The sequence below is a fragment of the Geodermatophilus obscurus genome (genome assembly GCF_900143215.1).
Taxonomy (GTDB): domain Bacteria; phylum Actinomycetota; class Actinomycetes; order Mycobacteriales; family Geodermatophilaceae; genus Geodermatophilus; species Geodermatophilus obscurus_A.
Genome location: NZ_FRDM01000004.1, coordinates 109,324 through 123,426 on the forward strand (window position 1 = coordinate 109,324; position 14,103 = coordinate 123,426).

The window sequence follows — 14,103 nt, forward strand, 5'->3', positions numbered from 1 at the left end:
GGGAGACGTCGGTGCCCGGACGCTAGTGCGGCCGACCGACGCCCGCACGACGCGCGGGCACCGGTCTCGTGACGTGGCCGATCACCTGCCGTTCACCCGGTCGGGCTGCCGCGGGACAGCCGTCGTCGGAAGCGCGCAGCCACGACGAGCAGCAGACCCCAGAGCAGGAACCACGGGTCCCAGAGGAGGACGTGCCAGCGCAGCGCGGTGGGATCGGCCGGCTCGCCGAGGACACCGGTCAGCGCCAGCGCCCCCACGGCGACGAGCACCCCGCCGTAGAGGATGAGCACGCCGCCGGCCAGCAGCGCCGTCGTCCCGACCAACCGCTGCAGCCGGCGACCGGCCGGCGGGTGCGCCAGCGCCAGGGCCAGCCCCGCGAGCGCGAGCTTCAGCACGACGACCAAGGCGAGCCCGGCCCTCACCACGGCGCCGCCCTGCCGGCCCTGCGCCTCGACGGCACCGCCCACGGTCGACAGCAACCAGGTGCCTCCGGCGAGCCAGTGGGCGCTCACCGCGGCCGACAGCCCCGCCAGCACGGCCGCCCCGTACGCCGAGCCGGTCAGCAGCCTGCTGCGGTCGGTCACTCGGACAGCGGCAGGACCAGCAGCTGCAGCAGCCGGTCGGCCTCGGCGTCCGGATCATCGGTCAGCCCGGTGTGCACCGGCCCGGCCTGGACGACGGTGCTGCGCGGCGCGGTGAGCCAGCGGAACCGCGACCCCAGCGCCTCGCGCCCGGCGGCACCCGACGCCGGGTCGGCGGCGCAGACGTCCGCGGCGGCCTGCAGCGCGCGGCGGATCGCGTCGGGGTCGGCGGTGGGGTCCAGGGCGCGCAGCCGGTCGGCGTCCAGGTGCACCCGGGAACCGAGGTAGTCCCGCTGCCGGCAGTAGACGAGGACGCCGGCGTTGAGCGACTCCCCCCGCTCCACCCGCGGCACCACGCGGAGGACGGCGTACTCGAAGGTCTCCCGGCTCATCGCTGGGACATCCCCTCGGGCGGTGGCGGGCCCAGCCACGACGGCCGGTTCTCCCCCCGCGGGGCCCGGCGGCGCGACCCGCCCGCGGCCGCGGTCGCCACCAGTGGCGGCAGCCAGGCGTCGCGGGCGGCCAGCCGGGCCAGCAGTTGGTCGACGTAGCGGGCGCGCACCTCCGAGAGGGCCCCGGCCTCCCCACCCCCCGCGAGCTCGGGGCGCTGCCCCGGCCGGGGCCACCCCTGTGCCGCCTCCGCCAGCCAGTCGTCGGGCACCTGGCGCAGCACCTGCTCCAGCAGCGGGCGGGTGACCCGCGGGCCGAGCGCGGCGTCGGCGGCGCGGACGTCGGGCGAGCACTCGACGAGGGCGTGCTGCGCGGCGTCGTAGGGCCGGGACACCGCGGCGGCGGCCCCGGGCCAGTGGTGGTGGAAGGTCAGCGCGGCCCCGTGGTCGATCAGCTGCAGCCGGCCGTGCCAGAACAGCATGTTGGGGTTGCGCCAGGAACGGTCGACGTTGCCCACGAGCGCGTCGAACCACAGCACCCGCCCGGCCAGCTCGGACTCGACCGACCCGACGCCGGCCTCGAAGTCCAGCGCCCCGGGCAGGTAGTCCAGCCCCAGGTTGACCCCGGCCGAGCGCTGCAGCAGCTCCTGCACCTCGACGTCGGGCTCCCCCACCGCCAGCTCCGGCGCCACGTCGACGGTCACCAGCGCCGGCACCGGCAACGACAGCGCCCGGGCCAGCTCGCCGCAGACCACCTCGGCGACGAGCACCTTCACGCCCTGCCCGGCGGCCCGCCACTTGACCACGTAGGTGCCCAGGTCGTCGGCCTCCATGAGCCCCGGCAGGGAGCCACCCTCGCGCAGCGGGGTGACGTAGCGGGTGGCGGTGACGGCGGGCAGCACAGTGGCCGCGACCCTACCGGCGGGGTGCCCGGCAGACTGCTGAGCATGGGCATCCTGCGCGTCCTCCACCCCGCCGACCTGGGCGGCGTCCCGTTCACGTACGCCGAGGTCGGCGCGACGCGGGACGCCGAGCTGCCCGCCGGCTACCAGCACGTCGAGCGCTCGGTCGTCGTCGGCTCCGGCCCGGAGGCGTTCGAGCGGGCCGTGGCGGCGGTGTTCGACTGGCGGATGCAGCGGGCCGTCGGGCTGCGGGTGCGGGCCACCGGGCCGGCGAGCGAGCCGGGCACCGTCGTCGTCCTGACCGCGGGGTTGCCGCGACCGGGCTACGACATCCCGTGCCGCGTGGTGTGGGCGCAGACGAGCGGCGACGAGCGCGGGTTCGCCTACGGCACCCTGCCCGGCCACCCGGAGAGCGGCGAGGAGGCGTTCCTCGTCCGGCTCGAGCCCGCCGGCGACGTCGTCTTCTCGCTGCGGGTGTTCGCCCGGCTGGCCTCCCCGCTGGCCCGTCTCGGCGGGCCGGTCAGCACGGCGGTGCAGCGGCTGGCCACCGCCCGCTACCTGACCGCGGTGGGGCAGGCCGCCCGCGGCTGAGGACCGCTCCGCGCGGGCGCGGGACCCCGGGCGCCCTCAGGGCCGGCGTCCCAGGGCCGCCGCTGCGGCCACCGCGGCGACGATCCCGAGGCCCACCCGGAGGTGGTGCCAGCGCGCCCAGGTGCCCAGCAGGTCCCTGGTCTCGGCGTCGGTCAGGGATCCCCCCGTGAACCGGGCGTTGGCCGGCTCGTTCACCGTGACGGTGACCGCCACCACGCCGACGGTGGCTGCCGCGGCCGTCAGGGAGGCCGGGCCGGGCCGGCGGGAGACGGACGCCTCCACGGCCGCCGTCGCGACGCTGGCCGCCCCGGCGGCGGCACCCAGCGGCACCATGAGCGCGCGGATCCGCGGGGCGTTCGCGGTGAACCAGCGGCGGAAATCCTCGGGCGGGACGCTGCGCCAGAACGGCAGCAGCACCACCTCGATGAGGACCATCCCCCCGGCGAGGAGGCCGACGAGCACTGCCGAGAGGAGGCCGACCGGCCGTGCCCCGCCGGCTCGAGTGCGCTGCAGCGGACCCATGGGAGTCCCCTCCTCGCGGCTGCCGTCCGGAAGGCGGCGCAGGTGCGGGTCGGCCCGGGCCGGATCGCACGATCTCGCGCCTCCGGCAGCGTAGCCAGCGACGTCGTCCACGGGGCCGGTTCCGCACGCGCCGGTCCCGCGGGCGGGCCGGGCGGGTCGTCCGCACCGCCGGGCGCCGCCGCACTGCGGTCCAGGAGGCCGCCCCCGGCCGATGAGTCCGGCGGCGCCGGTCGGTCGGAGCAGGGGACGACACAGCGAGGAGGCGGCCGTGGGGCTGGCGGAGGACGTCGAGGCGGTGGTGGCCGGGCACGTGGCCGCGGACGCGGTGCCCGGGGCGGCGTGGTGGGTCCGCCGGGACGGCGAGGTGGCCCGCGGGGCGGCCGGGACGCACACGCCGGCCGGGGACGAGCCGGTGCGCCCGGACACCCTCTTCCGCATCTCCTCGTCGACCAAGCCGGTCGTGGCCGCGGCCGCGTTGAGCCTGGTCGACGAGGGGCGGCTGGGCCTCGACGACCCGGTGGACGACGTGCTGCCCGAGCTCGCCGGCCGGGAGGTGCTGGCCGACCCGGCCGACGCCGCCGCCGGCACCGTGCCGGCCCGCCGCCCGGTCACCGTGCGCGACGTCCTCACCTTCCGGCTCGGTCTCGGCATGGACTTCACCGCCCCGTGGCCGACCCCCACCCTCGCCGCGCTGGCCGAGGCCGGGCTGCCCGCCGGCCCGCCCGCCCCGCAGGCCGCCCCCGCGCCGGACGAGTGGCTGCGCCGGCTGGCCTTCGTACCGCTGGCCTACCAGCCCGGCGAGCGCTGGCTGTACCACACCGGGGCCAGCGTGCTGGGCGTCCTCGTGGCCCGGGCCGCCGGCCGGCCGCTGCCCGAGGTGCTCGCCGAGCGGGTCCTCGCGCCGATCGGCATGCGCGACACCGGCTTCGCCGTGCCGGAGCACGCGCGCGACCGGTTCGGCCCGCACTGGACGCCGCCGGGCGAGGACGGCAGCCGCGAGGTCTACGACCCCGCCGACGGTCAGTGGGCACGCCTCCCGGCGTTCCCAGACGGCGGCGACGGCCTGGTGTCCACCGTCGACGACCTGGCCGCCTTCGCCGCGGTGCTGGCCGCCGGGGGCCGCACGCCGGAGGGCACCCGGGTGCTCGCGGAGGACACGGTGCGGGCGATGACCAGCGAGCAGGCCGGCCCGGTGGACGACGAGGGCGGCGGCTGGGGCCTCGGGATCGGCGTCCGCCGCACCGACGAGCCCGGCGGCCGGCACGCCGGCTCCCACGGCTGGGACGGCGGTCTGGGCAGCTCCTGCTGGACCGACCCGGTCACCGGGACGACGGCGGTGCTGCTCACCAACCAGATGTGGTCCTCGCCTCAGCCGCCGGCGCTCTTCGCCGACTTCCGGGCCGTCGCCTTCGGGCCGCGCTGAGCCGGGTGCAGACGTCGCGGCGCTCGAGCCGCACCCCCGCGTGCTCAGGCCCCGGCGGCGGACCGCTCGCGCTCGATGAGCTCCTTGCTGCGCACCAGCCGCAGGAACGTGACGACGACCAGCCCGCCGACGACGTTGAGCAGCGTCGTGTACCAGAACCAGGCCAGCCACTCCCCGTAGCCGTACGGCGCGCCGTGGTGGATCGCGCCGAAGATGATCAGCGAGTCCAGGATCGAGTGGAACAGCACCAGGCCGGCGAGCAGGAACGCCCCGGCCACCGCGGCGGCGAGCTTGCCCGCCTCGGAGTCCGCGCCGTGCTGCATCCGGGTCATCAGCGTGATGAAGGCGCCGGCCAGCAGCGCCAGGCAGACCGCCTGCAGGTCCAGCGGCGCCTCGACGAAGGTCCGGCCCGACTCGACCGCCGTGGCGCCGAGCTCCGGGAGGCCGTGCACGACCAGCCACATCACCAGCCAGCCACCGACGAGGTTGGCCACCAGCGTCCCGGCCCACAGCTTGGCCAGCTGCCCGGTGCTCGCCCGGCCGGCGACCACCGCGGTCACCGGCACGAGGAAGCCCTCGGTGAACAGCTCGCTCTTGGCCAGCATCAGGGCGATGAAGCCGATGCTGAACGCCAGGCCGGCCAGCAGGTGGCTGCCGGTCGCGGCATAGGTGGCCAGCAGCGCGACCACGCCGGTGGCCACCTCGAGCCCGCCGGCCAGGCCGGTGGTCAGCACCTCCCGCCACGAGCGGTGCAGCCGCTGCGCCCCCTCGTCGACGATCGTGTCGAAGGCCTGCACCACCTGGTCCTCGACCGGGGCGTCGGTGTCGCCCAGCTCCTCGCGTGCGGACTGCGTCACGGCAGGCCTCCTCCCGGCGGCCGACCGACTCGCCCGGGGGTTCGGGGCGCCGGCGCGACCGGAGGGGGGCTACCCGGGCTGCCCGCAGCTGCACACGTCGCGGTCGCTCAGCCCCGCGCGGCCGCGGCGGGCGCGTCCTCCACGAACGGGATCTTCGTGACGTACTGCTGGTAGAGCTTCACGCCGTCCTCGACGGAGATCGTGCCGAACTCCAGCAGCGTGGCGAGCCCCTCGAGCTCAGCGTCGGCCGCCTCGACCGCGCTGAGTTCCGCGACGGGGTCGCGCGACCTGTTGATGTTGGTCAGGACCGTGGCGCCGACCGAGACCAGGAGCGCCAGCAAGCAGAGCGTCTTCCACACCGTCGAGGTGCTGTTGAGGCCCAACAGGTTCTTGACGGCCTCGGCGAACGTGACCCCGCCGAGCGCGGGTCCGGCGGTGAAGACCGCCGACAGGGACGTGAGCACCAGCGTGACGGTGGCCCACCGGCGGACGCGGGGTCGCCGCCGGCGCAGGTAGGCCTCGACCCCCGCCCGGCGCGCGTTCACCCGCCTCAGCAGGTCCTGTCGACGGTCGGTCTGGTCGGCCATGCCGGTCCCCCCCGTCCCTGTGTCCCGGGTAGTACGCAGCGTAGTGGCGGTTCCGGTCCCGAGGGGCCCGCGACGACGGCCTCGCCGCAGCGCGGCCCGCCCATGACGGGGAGGATCGGACCCGTGACCACACGACGGCTGGCGACCCTGCACGTGTGGGGCGTGCCCGGCCGGTCGGTACCCGCCGCGCTGCTGCGGATGGCGACCGACCGGCGTCCGCTGCGCCGCGCCCCCGGGTTGCGGTTCGCCAAGCTGCTGGGCACCGGCAGCGGGCGGACCTTCACCGCGCGCGACGCCGACCCCCGCCGGTGGGCGCTGCTGGCGGTGTGGGACGACGAGCGGTCGGCCGCCGCCTTCGAGTCCGGGGACGTCGTCCGCCGGTGGCAGCGGATCGCCGACGAGCAGTGGAGCGCCCGGATGCGCCCCCTCGCCGCCCGCGGCCGGTGGTCGCGGGCGGAGCCCTTCGGGAAGCCCTGGCCGCAGCGCTGGGACGGCCCGGTCGCCGCGGTCACCCGCGCCCGGCTGACCCCGCGCAAGGCGGTGACGTTCTGGCGCGCCGTCCCGCCGGTCTCCGCCGACCTGCACGACAGCCCGGGGCTGCGCCTCGCGCTCGGCATCGGTGAGGCCCCGCTCGGGCTGCAGGGCACCTTCAGCATCTGGGACTCCGCGGCGACGCTGAACTCCTTCGCCTACGACCGCGCCCCGCACGCCGCCGTCGTCACCCGGACCGCGCAGGAGGGCTGGTACGCCGAGGAGCTGTTCGCCCGCCTGGCCCTGCTCTCGGCCGAGGGCACCGTGGCCGGCCGCGATCCGCTGGCGTAGCCCCCTACAGCCGGCAGGTCAGGTGCAGCTCGTCGCGGTCGTCGCCCGGCGCCACCCGGACCGCGCCCGGCATCCGGCCGAACTCCCGGTAGCCGAAGCTCGCGTAGAACGCCTCGAGGCCGGTGCCGCCGCGCACGGTGAGGTGCAGGAACTCCAGCCCGCGCTCCCGGGCGATGGCGTGCACCCCGCTCACCAGCTCCCGGCCCAGGCCCCGTCCCTGCCGCTCCGGGCGCACCTGCACGCGCAGCACCGTGGCCCAGTGCCGCCGCAGCGGGCTGACCGACAGCGACAGGACGGCGAACCCCGCGAACTCGCCGTCCACCCGCAGCACGGCGAACAGCTCGTGGCCGCGGTGCACCCGCTCGACCACCAGGTCGAGGTAGGGCGCGACCTCCTCCTCGGTCACCGGGGGCACGAAGCCGACCGACCCGCCGGCGTTGCTCACGTCGGTCCAGCAGGCGAGCAGCTGCGCCCGGAGGTCGTCGTCGACGGCCTCGACCGGGCAGACCTCGGTGTGCACGGCCTGGATTCTCCCGGTGCGGTGGACGGCTCCTCGACGCGGGCGGTCCCGCCACCGATCGGCAGCGTGGTGCACCGCACAGCGATCGCCCCGTGCCCGCTCCGTCAGGAAACGCGCCACCAGCGGAGCAGCCCGCGGTCATCCCGGGTCGCACGGTGCGCGCGGCACTACCCTCCGGCCGTCCCGGCGCGGGACGCGGCGCACCCACCCAGGAGGGGCCATGGCCCGCAGACCCGTCGTGCTGGTGGCCACCGCCAGCCTCCTCGTCGGCCTGGTGCCGGCGACCGCGATCGCCGACGACCACGACCGCGGCGGCGCCCCACCCTCCCCGGGCGCGCCCGGGATCGGCGACCCGTACTTCCCGCTCGACGGCAACGGCGGCTACGACGTCGAGCACTACGACCTGGACCTGGGCTACGACCCGGCCACCGACGTCCTGTCCGGCTCGGCGACCGTCGAGGCCCAGGCGACGCAGGCGCTGTCGGCCTTCGACCTCGACTTCGTCGGCCCGACCGTCGAGGCGGTCACGGTCGACGGCCGGCCGGCCACCTGGGTCCGTGCCGACGGCGAGCTCACCGTCACGCCCGAGCGCCCCCTGCGCGACGACCGCGAGTTCGAGGTCACCGTGACCTACTCCGGCGTGCCGGCCACGATCCAGGCTCCCCTGATCGGGTCGTCGGGGTTCATCCACACCGACGACGGCGCGCTGGCCCTGGGCCAGCCGGACGTCGCGGCCCACTGGTTCCCGGCCAACGACCACCCGCTGGACGACGCGACCTTCGCCGTCTCCCTGACCGTCCCCGAGGGCCTGGAAGGCGTCTCGAACGGGGCGCTGGAGGACGTGCGCACCCAGGACGGCCGCACGACGTGGTCCTGGCAGACGCGCGAGCCCATGGCCCCCTACCTGGCGACGATGGCCGTCGGGGACTTCGAGATCGAGGAGTACGAGGCCGGCGGGCTCCGGTTCTGGGACGCGGTCGACCCCGACGCCGCGGCCACTCCGCCGCCCACGGAGCCCGGCGCGCCGCCCGGGGAGCCGGTGTCGGTCGTCGACCAGGTGCGGGCCTCGTTCGCACGGCAGCCGGAGGTCCTCGACTTCCTGTCCGGGCACTTCGGGCCGTACCCGTTCCAGACCGCGGGCGGGGTCGTGGACGCCGTTCCGGAGTTGCGCTTCGCGCTGGAGACCCAGACCCGGCCGGTCTACTCCCCCGCGTTCTTCACCGACCCCGTCCTGGCCGACAGCACCCTGGTCCACGAGTACGCGCACCAGTGGTACGGCAACTCGGTCCGCCTCGCCGCATGGCAGCACGTGTGGCTGAACGAGGGCTTCGCGACCTACGCCGAGTGGCTGTGGCAGGAGCAGGAGGGCGTGTCCACCGCACAGCAGACGTTCGACGCGGTGTACGGCAACGCACCGCCGGAGTTCTGGCAGGTCGTCATCGGCGACCCGGGGCCGGAGGCGCTGTTCGACATCGCCGTGTACTACCGCGGCGCGATGACGCTGCACGCGCTGCGGCAGGTCATCGGGAACACCGCCTTCTCCCAGGTCCTGGAGGAGTGGGCCGCGTCCCGGGCCGGTGAGGCGGTCACCACCGACGAGTTCACCGCGCTGGCCGAGGAGCTGTCCGGGCGCGACCTCGACGACTTCTTCGAGGCCTGGCTGTTCACGCCCGCGCGGCCGCCGCTCGGCTAGGGAGTCCCCCGGCCTCCTCGCAGGGTCCCGCCGCAGGCACCGTCCCGAGCTTGCCAGGGGTGAGGAGGACGGGTCCTCCGACGGTGGGGACGAGGGGTTCCTTTCTCTCAGCCGCTGGCGCCGAAGCGCTCGACGCGGACGTCGGTCGCCGGGATCCCCAGCTCGACGAGCAGCTGGCTGGCCGCCTCCGCGAAACCGGCCGAGCCGCAGACGTACGCCGTCTGGCCCGGCTCCCACAGCGGCACGAGGTCGGCGGCGGTGAGCCGGCCGGCCGGTCGCACCCCGTGCGGCTCGCGGGTGGTCCCCACCAGGGCGCCGGCCTCGAGCAGCTCGTCGGCGTAGGGCAGCTCGGCGAGGGTGCGGGTCGACACGGCGGCGCGCAGCAGGTCGCCGCGGCCGAGCTCGCGCGCGGTGCGCAGCATGGCCACCAGGGGCACGACGCCGGTGCCGCCGCCGACCAGCAGCGCCGGCCGCTCGCCGTCCCACACGAACCAGCCGCCGATCGGGCCGCGCACCTCCAGCCGGTCGCCGGGCTCCACGACGTCGGCGAGGAAGGTGGACACCTCGCCGTCGTCCAGGCGCTCGACGAACAGCTCGACCAGCGGGTTCCCCGGCGCGGAGGCGACCGAGTACGACCGCTGCGCGGTGTAGCCGTCCTCGGCGGTCAGCCGGACGACGTAGTGCTGGCCGGCCAGGTGCTGCACCCGGTCGGCGACGTCGAGCCGCAGCTCCACCGCCCGCGGCACCGGCCGCCGGATGCCGACGACCGTGGCGGTGCGCCACCCACCGCTGGGCGCGCGGCCGGCCCCGTTCCCAGGCCCGCCCGGGGCAAGGACGGCCCCGCTCAGAGGCTCATCCCGAGCCTGCGAGGGATGAGGAGAGCGGGGTCCTTCTTCAGTCACCCTGGTAGCGCTGCTCGCGCCACGGGTCGCCGCGGTCGTGGTAGCCGTTCTGCTCCCAGAAGCCGGGCTGGTCGCGCTGCAGGAGGGTCAGCCGGGTGACCCACTTGGCGCTCTTCCAGAAGTAGAGGTGCGGCACGAGCAGCCGCACCGGGCCGCCGTGCTCGACCGGCAGCGGGCCGCCGTCGTACTCCCAGACCACCCATGCCTTGCCGCCGGTGACGTCCGCCAGCGGCAGGTTGGTGGTGTAGCCGGTCTTGGACGTCGCGACGACGAAGTGCGCCTCGGGGGTCGGGCGGGCCGCCTCGAGCAGCGTGTCGACGCTGACGCCGGCGAACCAGGTGTCGAACTTCGACCACGTGGTGACGCAGTGGATGTCGCCGCGGTACTCCGAGCGAGGCAACCGGTGGGCCTCGTCCCAGGTCCACGTCGTCGGGCTCTCCACCCGGCCGTCGACGGTGATGCTCCAGGTCCCGGGCGAGATGCGCGGCGTCGGCTCGGCGGTCAGCACCGGCCAGTCGCGGCCGGCGTCGTACTGCCCCGGCGGCAGCCGCGGGTCGCGCTCCCGGCGCCGGCCGAGGAACCCTCGCGTGGGTCCAGCCATGTCGTTCCCCTCCCCTGCGCGGACGCCCGCCAACCCCTCGGGCGGTGTCGCGCTGCCCACGCGGGCGCGCACCTTAACCGCCGAAGTCGGTAAGGGCCGCCTTACGAGAGCTGAGTCACCTCGCGTTGACGTGGTCGCAAACCCCGGAGGGGCCTACCTTCGGCTCTGTGGTGACGGTGACACAACCCGGACAGCGCAGAGCGCCCAAGGCCGCGAAGACGAGCTCGGTCTTCAAGAAGGTCGTGATGGCGGTCAGCGGCATCATCCTGGTGCTGTACCTGATCGCGCACATGATCGGGAACCTCAAGGTCTTCGCGGGCCGCGAGTCGTTCAACGGCTACTCCGAGTGGATCCGCACGATCGGTGAGCCGGCCGTTCCCGCGCAGACGACCCTCACGATCATCCGCATCGTGCTGCTGGTCGCCGTGATCGCCCACATCTGGGCGGCGATCGCGCTGTGGCGGCAGGCCAAGCGGGCGCGGCCCAACGGCTACGTCACCAAGAAGGCGGTCGCCCAGAGCTACGCCTCGCGGACCATGCGCTGGGGCGGCGTGATCGTCGGCCTGTTCGTCATCTACCACATCCTCGACCTCACGATGGGCGTGGCGAACCCCGAGGGACCCAGCGGCACGCCGTACGACCGTCTGGTCGCCGGGTTCTCCAACCCGCTCATCACCGCGGTCTACGTGATCGCCCTGATCCTGCTCGGCATGCACCTGCGGCACGGCATCTGGAGTGCGACGCAGACGCTCGGGCAGAGCAACAAGCGCCGGGAGAAGACGGTCAACCTCTTCGCCCTGGTCTTCTCCGTGGTCCTGATCGGCGGCTTCCTGATCGTCCCGTTCAGCGTCCTCTTCGGGCTCGTCGGCTAAGGAGCTCAACACGATGCCTCTCGACCTCTTCACCGTCGGCGACCCGATCGCCGACACCAAGGCGCCGGTGGACGTGCCGATCGGCGAGCGGTGGAGCACCCGCCGGTTCCGCGCCCGTCTGGTCAACCCGGCCAACCGCCGCAAGCTGACCGTCATCGTCGTCGGCACCGGCCTGGCCGGTGGCTCGGCCGCCGCGACGCTCGGCGAGGCCGGCTACAAGGTCAAGAACTTCTGGTTCCACGACAGCCCGCGCCGGGCGCACAGCGTCGCCGCGCAGGGCGGCATCAACGCCGCGAAGAACTACCGGAACGACGGCGACAGCGTGCACCGGCTGTTCTACGACACGGTCAAGGGCGGCGACTTCCGCTCCCGTGAGAACAACGTGCACCGCCTGGCCGAGGTCAGCGTCAACATCATCGACCAGTGCGTCGCCCAGGGCGTGCCCTTCGCCCGCGAGTACGGCGGCCTGCTCGACAACCGCTCGTTCGGTGGCGCGCAGGTGTCGCGCACCTTCTACGCCCGCGGCCAGACCGGCCAGCAGTTGCTGTACGGCGCCTACCAGGCGCTGGAGCGGCAGATGGCGGCCGGCACCGTCGAGCAGTTCGCGCGGCACGAGATGCTCGACCTGATCATCGTCGACGGCCGGGCCCGCGGCATCGTGGCGCGCAACCTCATCACCGGCGAGGTCAGCACGCACTTCGCCGACGCCGTCGTCCTGGCCACCGGCGGGTACAGCAACGTCTTCTACCTGTCCACGAACGCCAAGGGCTCCAACGCCACCGCGATCTGGCGGGCGCACAAGCGGGGCGCGTACTTCGCCAACCCCTGCTACACGCAGATCCACCCGACCTGCATCCCGGTCAAGGGCGACTACCAGTCCAAGCTCACGCTGATGAGCGAGTCGCTGCGCAACGACGGCCGCGTGTGGGTGCCCAAGGAGCGCGGTGACGAGCGGGATCCGCGGGACATCCCCGAGGACGAGCGCGACTACTACCTCGAGCGGATCTACCCCGCGTTCGGCAACCTGGTGCCCCGCGACATCGCCTCGCGCCAGGCCAAGAACGTCTGCGACGAGGGCCGCGGCGTGGGCCCGGGTGGGCTGGGCGTCTACCTGGACTTCGGCGACGCGATGAAGCGGCTGGGCCGGCCGGCCATCGAGGCCAAGTACGGCAACCTCTTCGACATGTACGCCCAGATCACGGGCGAGGACCCCTACGAGACGCCGATGCGGATCTACCCGGCGGTCCACTACACGATGGGCGGGCTGTGGGTGGACTACGACCTGCAGTCGACCATCCCCGGCATGTTCGTGATCGGTGAGGCCAACTTCTCCGACCACGGTGCGAACCGCCTGGGTGCCAGCGCGCTGATGCAGGGCCTGGCCGACGGCTACTTCGTGCTGCCGAACACCATCAACGACTACCTGGCCGACGGCCCCTTCGAGAAGGTCGACGACGGCCACCCGGCCGTCGCGGAGGCGCTGCAGGACGTGCAGGGCCGGGTGCAGAAGCTGCTGTCGATCAACGGCAACCGCACCCCGGCCTCGTTCCACCGCGAGCTCGGCCGGCTGATGTGGGACCTCTGCGGCATGGAGCGTTCCGACGAGGGCCTGCGCAAGGCCCTGGACCGGATCCCCGAGATCCGCCAGGAGTTCTGGACCAACCTCAAGGTGTCCGGCGACCAGGACACGATCAACCCGACCCTGGAGCACGCCGGCCGCGTGGCCGACTTCATCGACCTCGCCGAGCTGATGTGCATCGACGCCCTGCACCGCAACGAGAGCTGCGGTGGGCACTTCCGGGCCGAGAGCCAGACCCCCGAGGGCGAGGCGCTGCGCGACGACGAGAACTTCGCCTACGTCGCCGCGTGGGAGTGGACGCCGGAGGGCGCTCCCCCCGTCCTGCACCGCGAAGACCTCGAGTACGAGTACGTCCACCTCGCACAGCGGAGCTACAAGTGACAGCGACACGTGAGGGCGCGAGCTTCGCGTCCGGCACGGCGACCGATCCGGCCATGGCCCCCCACGGCATGACGCTGACGCTGCGCATCTGGCGTCAGAAGGGCCCGGCCGACAAGGGCCGGATGGTGACCTACCAGGTCGAGGACATCTCCCCCGACATGTCGTTCCTGGAGATGCTCGACGTCCTGAACGAGAAGCTGATCCTCGCCGATGACGACCCGGTGGTCTTCGACCACGACTGCCGCGAGGGCATCTGCGGCAGCTGCGGTCTGATGATCAACGGCACGGCGCACGGCCGCGGCACCTCGGGCGGTCCCACGACCACCTGCCAGCTGCACATGCGCAAGTTCAAGGACGGCGACACGATCGACATCGAGCCGTGGCGCGCGACCGCGTTCCCGGTGATCAAGGACCTGTCGGTCGACCGCGGCGCCCTCGACCGGATCATCCAGTCCGGCGGTTACATCAGCGCGCCGACGGGGACCGCGCCCGAGGCCCACTCCATCCTGGTGCCGAAGAAGGACTCCGACGCGGCCTTCGACGCGGCGACCTGCATCGGCTGCGGCGCCTGCGTGGCGGCCTGCCCGAACGCCTCCTCGATGCTGTTCACCGCGGCCAAGGTCAGCCACCTGGGGCTGTTCCCGCAGGGCCAGCCCGAGCGCAACGAGCGGGTGGTCAACATGATCGCCCAGCAGGACCTCGAGGGCTTCGGCGGCTGCACCAACATCGGCGAGTGCTCGGCGGCCTGCCCCAAGGGCATCTCGATGGAGAACATCTCCCGGCTCAACCACGACCTGCTCGGGGCGCTGCGCGCCGGCGCCCGGCCGAAGAGCTGAAGAAGGACCCCGCTCCCCTCACCCCTCGCGAGCTCGGGGCGAGCC

The 14,103-nt window shown here is 74.2% G+C and carries 16 protein-coding genes; 7 read left to right on the forward strand and 9 right to left on the reverse strand.

From position 1 onward, the window contains the following. Positions 1-92 precede the first annotated feature (92 nt). The 3 genes from BUB17_RS05905 to BUB17_RS05915 are packed head-to-tail and all read right to left on the reverse strand — an operon-like array spanning position 93 to position 1,872. Entirely contained in the window at positions 93-584 is a 492-nt protein-coding gene (locus tag BUB17_RS05905; protein ID WP_072914920.1) for a DUF3995 domain-containing protein, read from the reverse strand. Beyond that, a complete protein-coding gene (locus tag BUB17_RS05910; RefSeq protein ID WP_072914924.1) occupies positions 581-973 on the reverse strand; it encodes a DUF3037 domain-containing protein in 393 nt (130 codons plus the stop codon). Before BUB17_RS05910 ends, BUB17_RS05905 begins: the two co-directional genes overlap by 4 nt. Next, positions 970-1,872, reverse strand: a complete 903-nt coding sequence (locus BUB17_RS05915) for a HipA family kinase (RefSeq protein WP_072914927.1) — start codon at positions 1,870-1,872, stop codon at positions 970-972. Before BUB17_RS05915 ends, BUB17_RS05910 begins: the two co-directional genes overlap by 4 nt. Positions 1,873-1,917: 45 nt before the next feature. On the opposite strand from BUB17_RS05915, the gene BUB17_RS05920 reads away from it, so the two are divergent. Further along, on the forward strand, positions 1,918-2,463 hold the full coding sequence (locus BUB17_RS05920; protein WP_072914930.1) for a DUF1990 family protein: 546 nt from the start codon (positions 1,918-1,920) through the stop codon (positions 2,461-2,463). Positions 2,464-2,499: 36 nt separating this feature from the next. Here BUB17_RS05920 and BUB17_RS05925 read toward each other — a convergent pair whose 3' ends face one another. Further along, complete coding sequence (locus tag BUB17_RS05925) at positions 2,500-2,985, reverse strand: anthrone oxygenase family protein (protein WP_072914934.1); 486 nt, start codon at positions 2,983-2,985, stop codon at positions 2,500-2,502. 268 nt (positions 2,986-3,253) lie between these two features. Here BUB17_RS05925 and BUB17_RS05930 point away from each other — a divergent pair, with 268 nt between their 5' ends. Beyond that, positions 3,254-4,408, forward strand: a complete 1,155-nt coding sequence (locus tag BUB17_RS05930; RefSeq protein WP_208983321.1) for a serine hydrolase domain-containing protein — start codon at positions 3,254-3,256, stop codon at positions 4,406-4,408. A gap of 44 nt (positions 4,409-4,452) precedes the next feature. Here the strand turns inward: BUB17_RS05930 and BUB17_RS05935 are convergent, their stop codons facing one another. Together BUB17_RS05935 and BUB17_RS05940 are read right to left on the reverse strand one after the other, a co-directional pair. Then, positions 4,453-5,265, reverse strand: coding sequence for a formate/nitrite transporter family protein (locus BUB17_RS05935; RefSeq protein ID WP_072914939.1), 813 nt, complete (start codon positions 5,263-5,265; stop codon positions 4,453-4,455). A gap of 107 nt (positions 5,266-5,372) precedes the next feature. Continuing rightward, on the reverse strand, positions 5,373-5,852 hold the full coding sequence (locus tag BUB17_RS05940; protein ID WP_072914942.1) for a hypothetical protein: 480 nt from the start codon (positions 5,850-5,852) through the stop codon (positions 5,373-5,375). Between the two features lie 123 nt (positions 5,853-5,975). Here BUB17_RS05940 and BUB17_RS05945 point away from each other — a divergent pair, with 123 nt between their 5' ends. Beyond that, complete coding sequence (locus BUB17_RS05945; protein WP_208983322.1) at positions 5,976-6,674, forward strand: monooxygenase; 699 nt, start codon at positions 5,976-5,978, stop codon at positions 6,672-6,674. 4 nt (positions 6,675-6,678) lie between these two features. Here BUB17_RS05945 and BUB17_RS05950 read toward each other — a convergent pair whose 3' ends face one another. After that, positions 6,679-7,194: a GNAT family N-acetyltransferase gene (locus BUB17_RS05950; RefSeq protein ID WP_072914947.1), complete on the reverse strand. Its 516-nt coding sequence runs from the start codon at positions 7,192-7,194 to the stop codon at positions 6,679-6,681. Between the two features lie 220 nt (positions 7,195-7,414). On the opposite strand from BUB17_RS05950, the gene BUB17_RS05955 reads away from it, so the two are divergent. Next, complete coding sequence (locus BUB17_RS05955) at positions 7,415-8,887, forward strand: M1 family metallopeptidase (RefSeq protein WP_072914950.1); 1,473 nt, start codon at positions 7,415-7,417, stop codon at positions 8,885-8,887. 107 nt (positions 8,888-8,994) lie between these two features. Here BUB17_RS05955 and BUB17_RS05960 read toward each other — a convergent pair whose 3' ends face one another. Then, positions 8,995-9,633 carry an FAD-binding oxidoreductase gene (locus BUB17_RS05960; RefSeq protein ID WP_072914952.1) on the reverse strand — a complete coding sequence of 213 codons (639 nt, stop codon included), beginning with the start codon at positions 9,631-9,633 and terminating at the stop codon, positions 8,995-8,997. 148 nt (positions 9,634-9,781) lie between these two features. Beyond that, positions 9,782-10,390: a sulfite oxidase-like oxidoreductase gene (locus BUB17_RS05965; protein ID WP_072914955.1), complete on the reverse strand. Its 609-nt coding sequence runs from the start codon at positions 10,388-10,390 to the stop codon at positions 9,782-9,784. A gap of 176 nt (positions 10,391-10,566) precedes the next feature. Here BUB17_RS05965 and BUB17_RS05970 point away from each other — a divergent pair, with 176 nt between their 5' ends. Genes BUB17_RS05970 through BUB17_RS05980 form a run of 3 tightly spaced genes read left to right on the forward strand, consistent with a single transcriptional unit; the run spans position 10,567 to position 14,058 of the window. Further along, positions 10,567-11,262 (forward strand): succinate dehydrogenase cytochrome b subunit, encoded by a 696-nt coding sequence (locus tag BUB17_RS05970; RefSeq protein WP_072915310.1) that lies wholly within the window; start codon positions 10,567-10,569, stop codon positions 11,260-11,262. A 13-nt stretch (positions 11,263-11,275) separates the two neighbouring features. Next, positions 11,276-13,222, forward strand: a complete 1,947-nt coding sequence (locus BUB17_RS05975; RefSeq protein ID WP_072914958.1) for a fumarate reductase/succinate dehydrogenase flavoprotein subunit — start codon at positions 11,276-11,278, stop codon at positions 13,220-13,222. Further along, positions 13,219-14,058, forward strand: coding sequence for a succinate dehydrogenase/fumarate reductase iron-sulfur subunit (locus BUB17_RS05980; RefSeq protein ID WP_244276964.1), 840 nt, complete (start codon positions 13,219-13,221; stop codon positions 14,056-14,058). Before BUB17_RS05975 ends, BUB17_RS05980 begins: the two co-directional genes overlap by 4 nt. Positions 14,059-14,103: the final 45 nt, after the last annotated feature.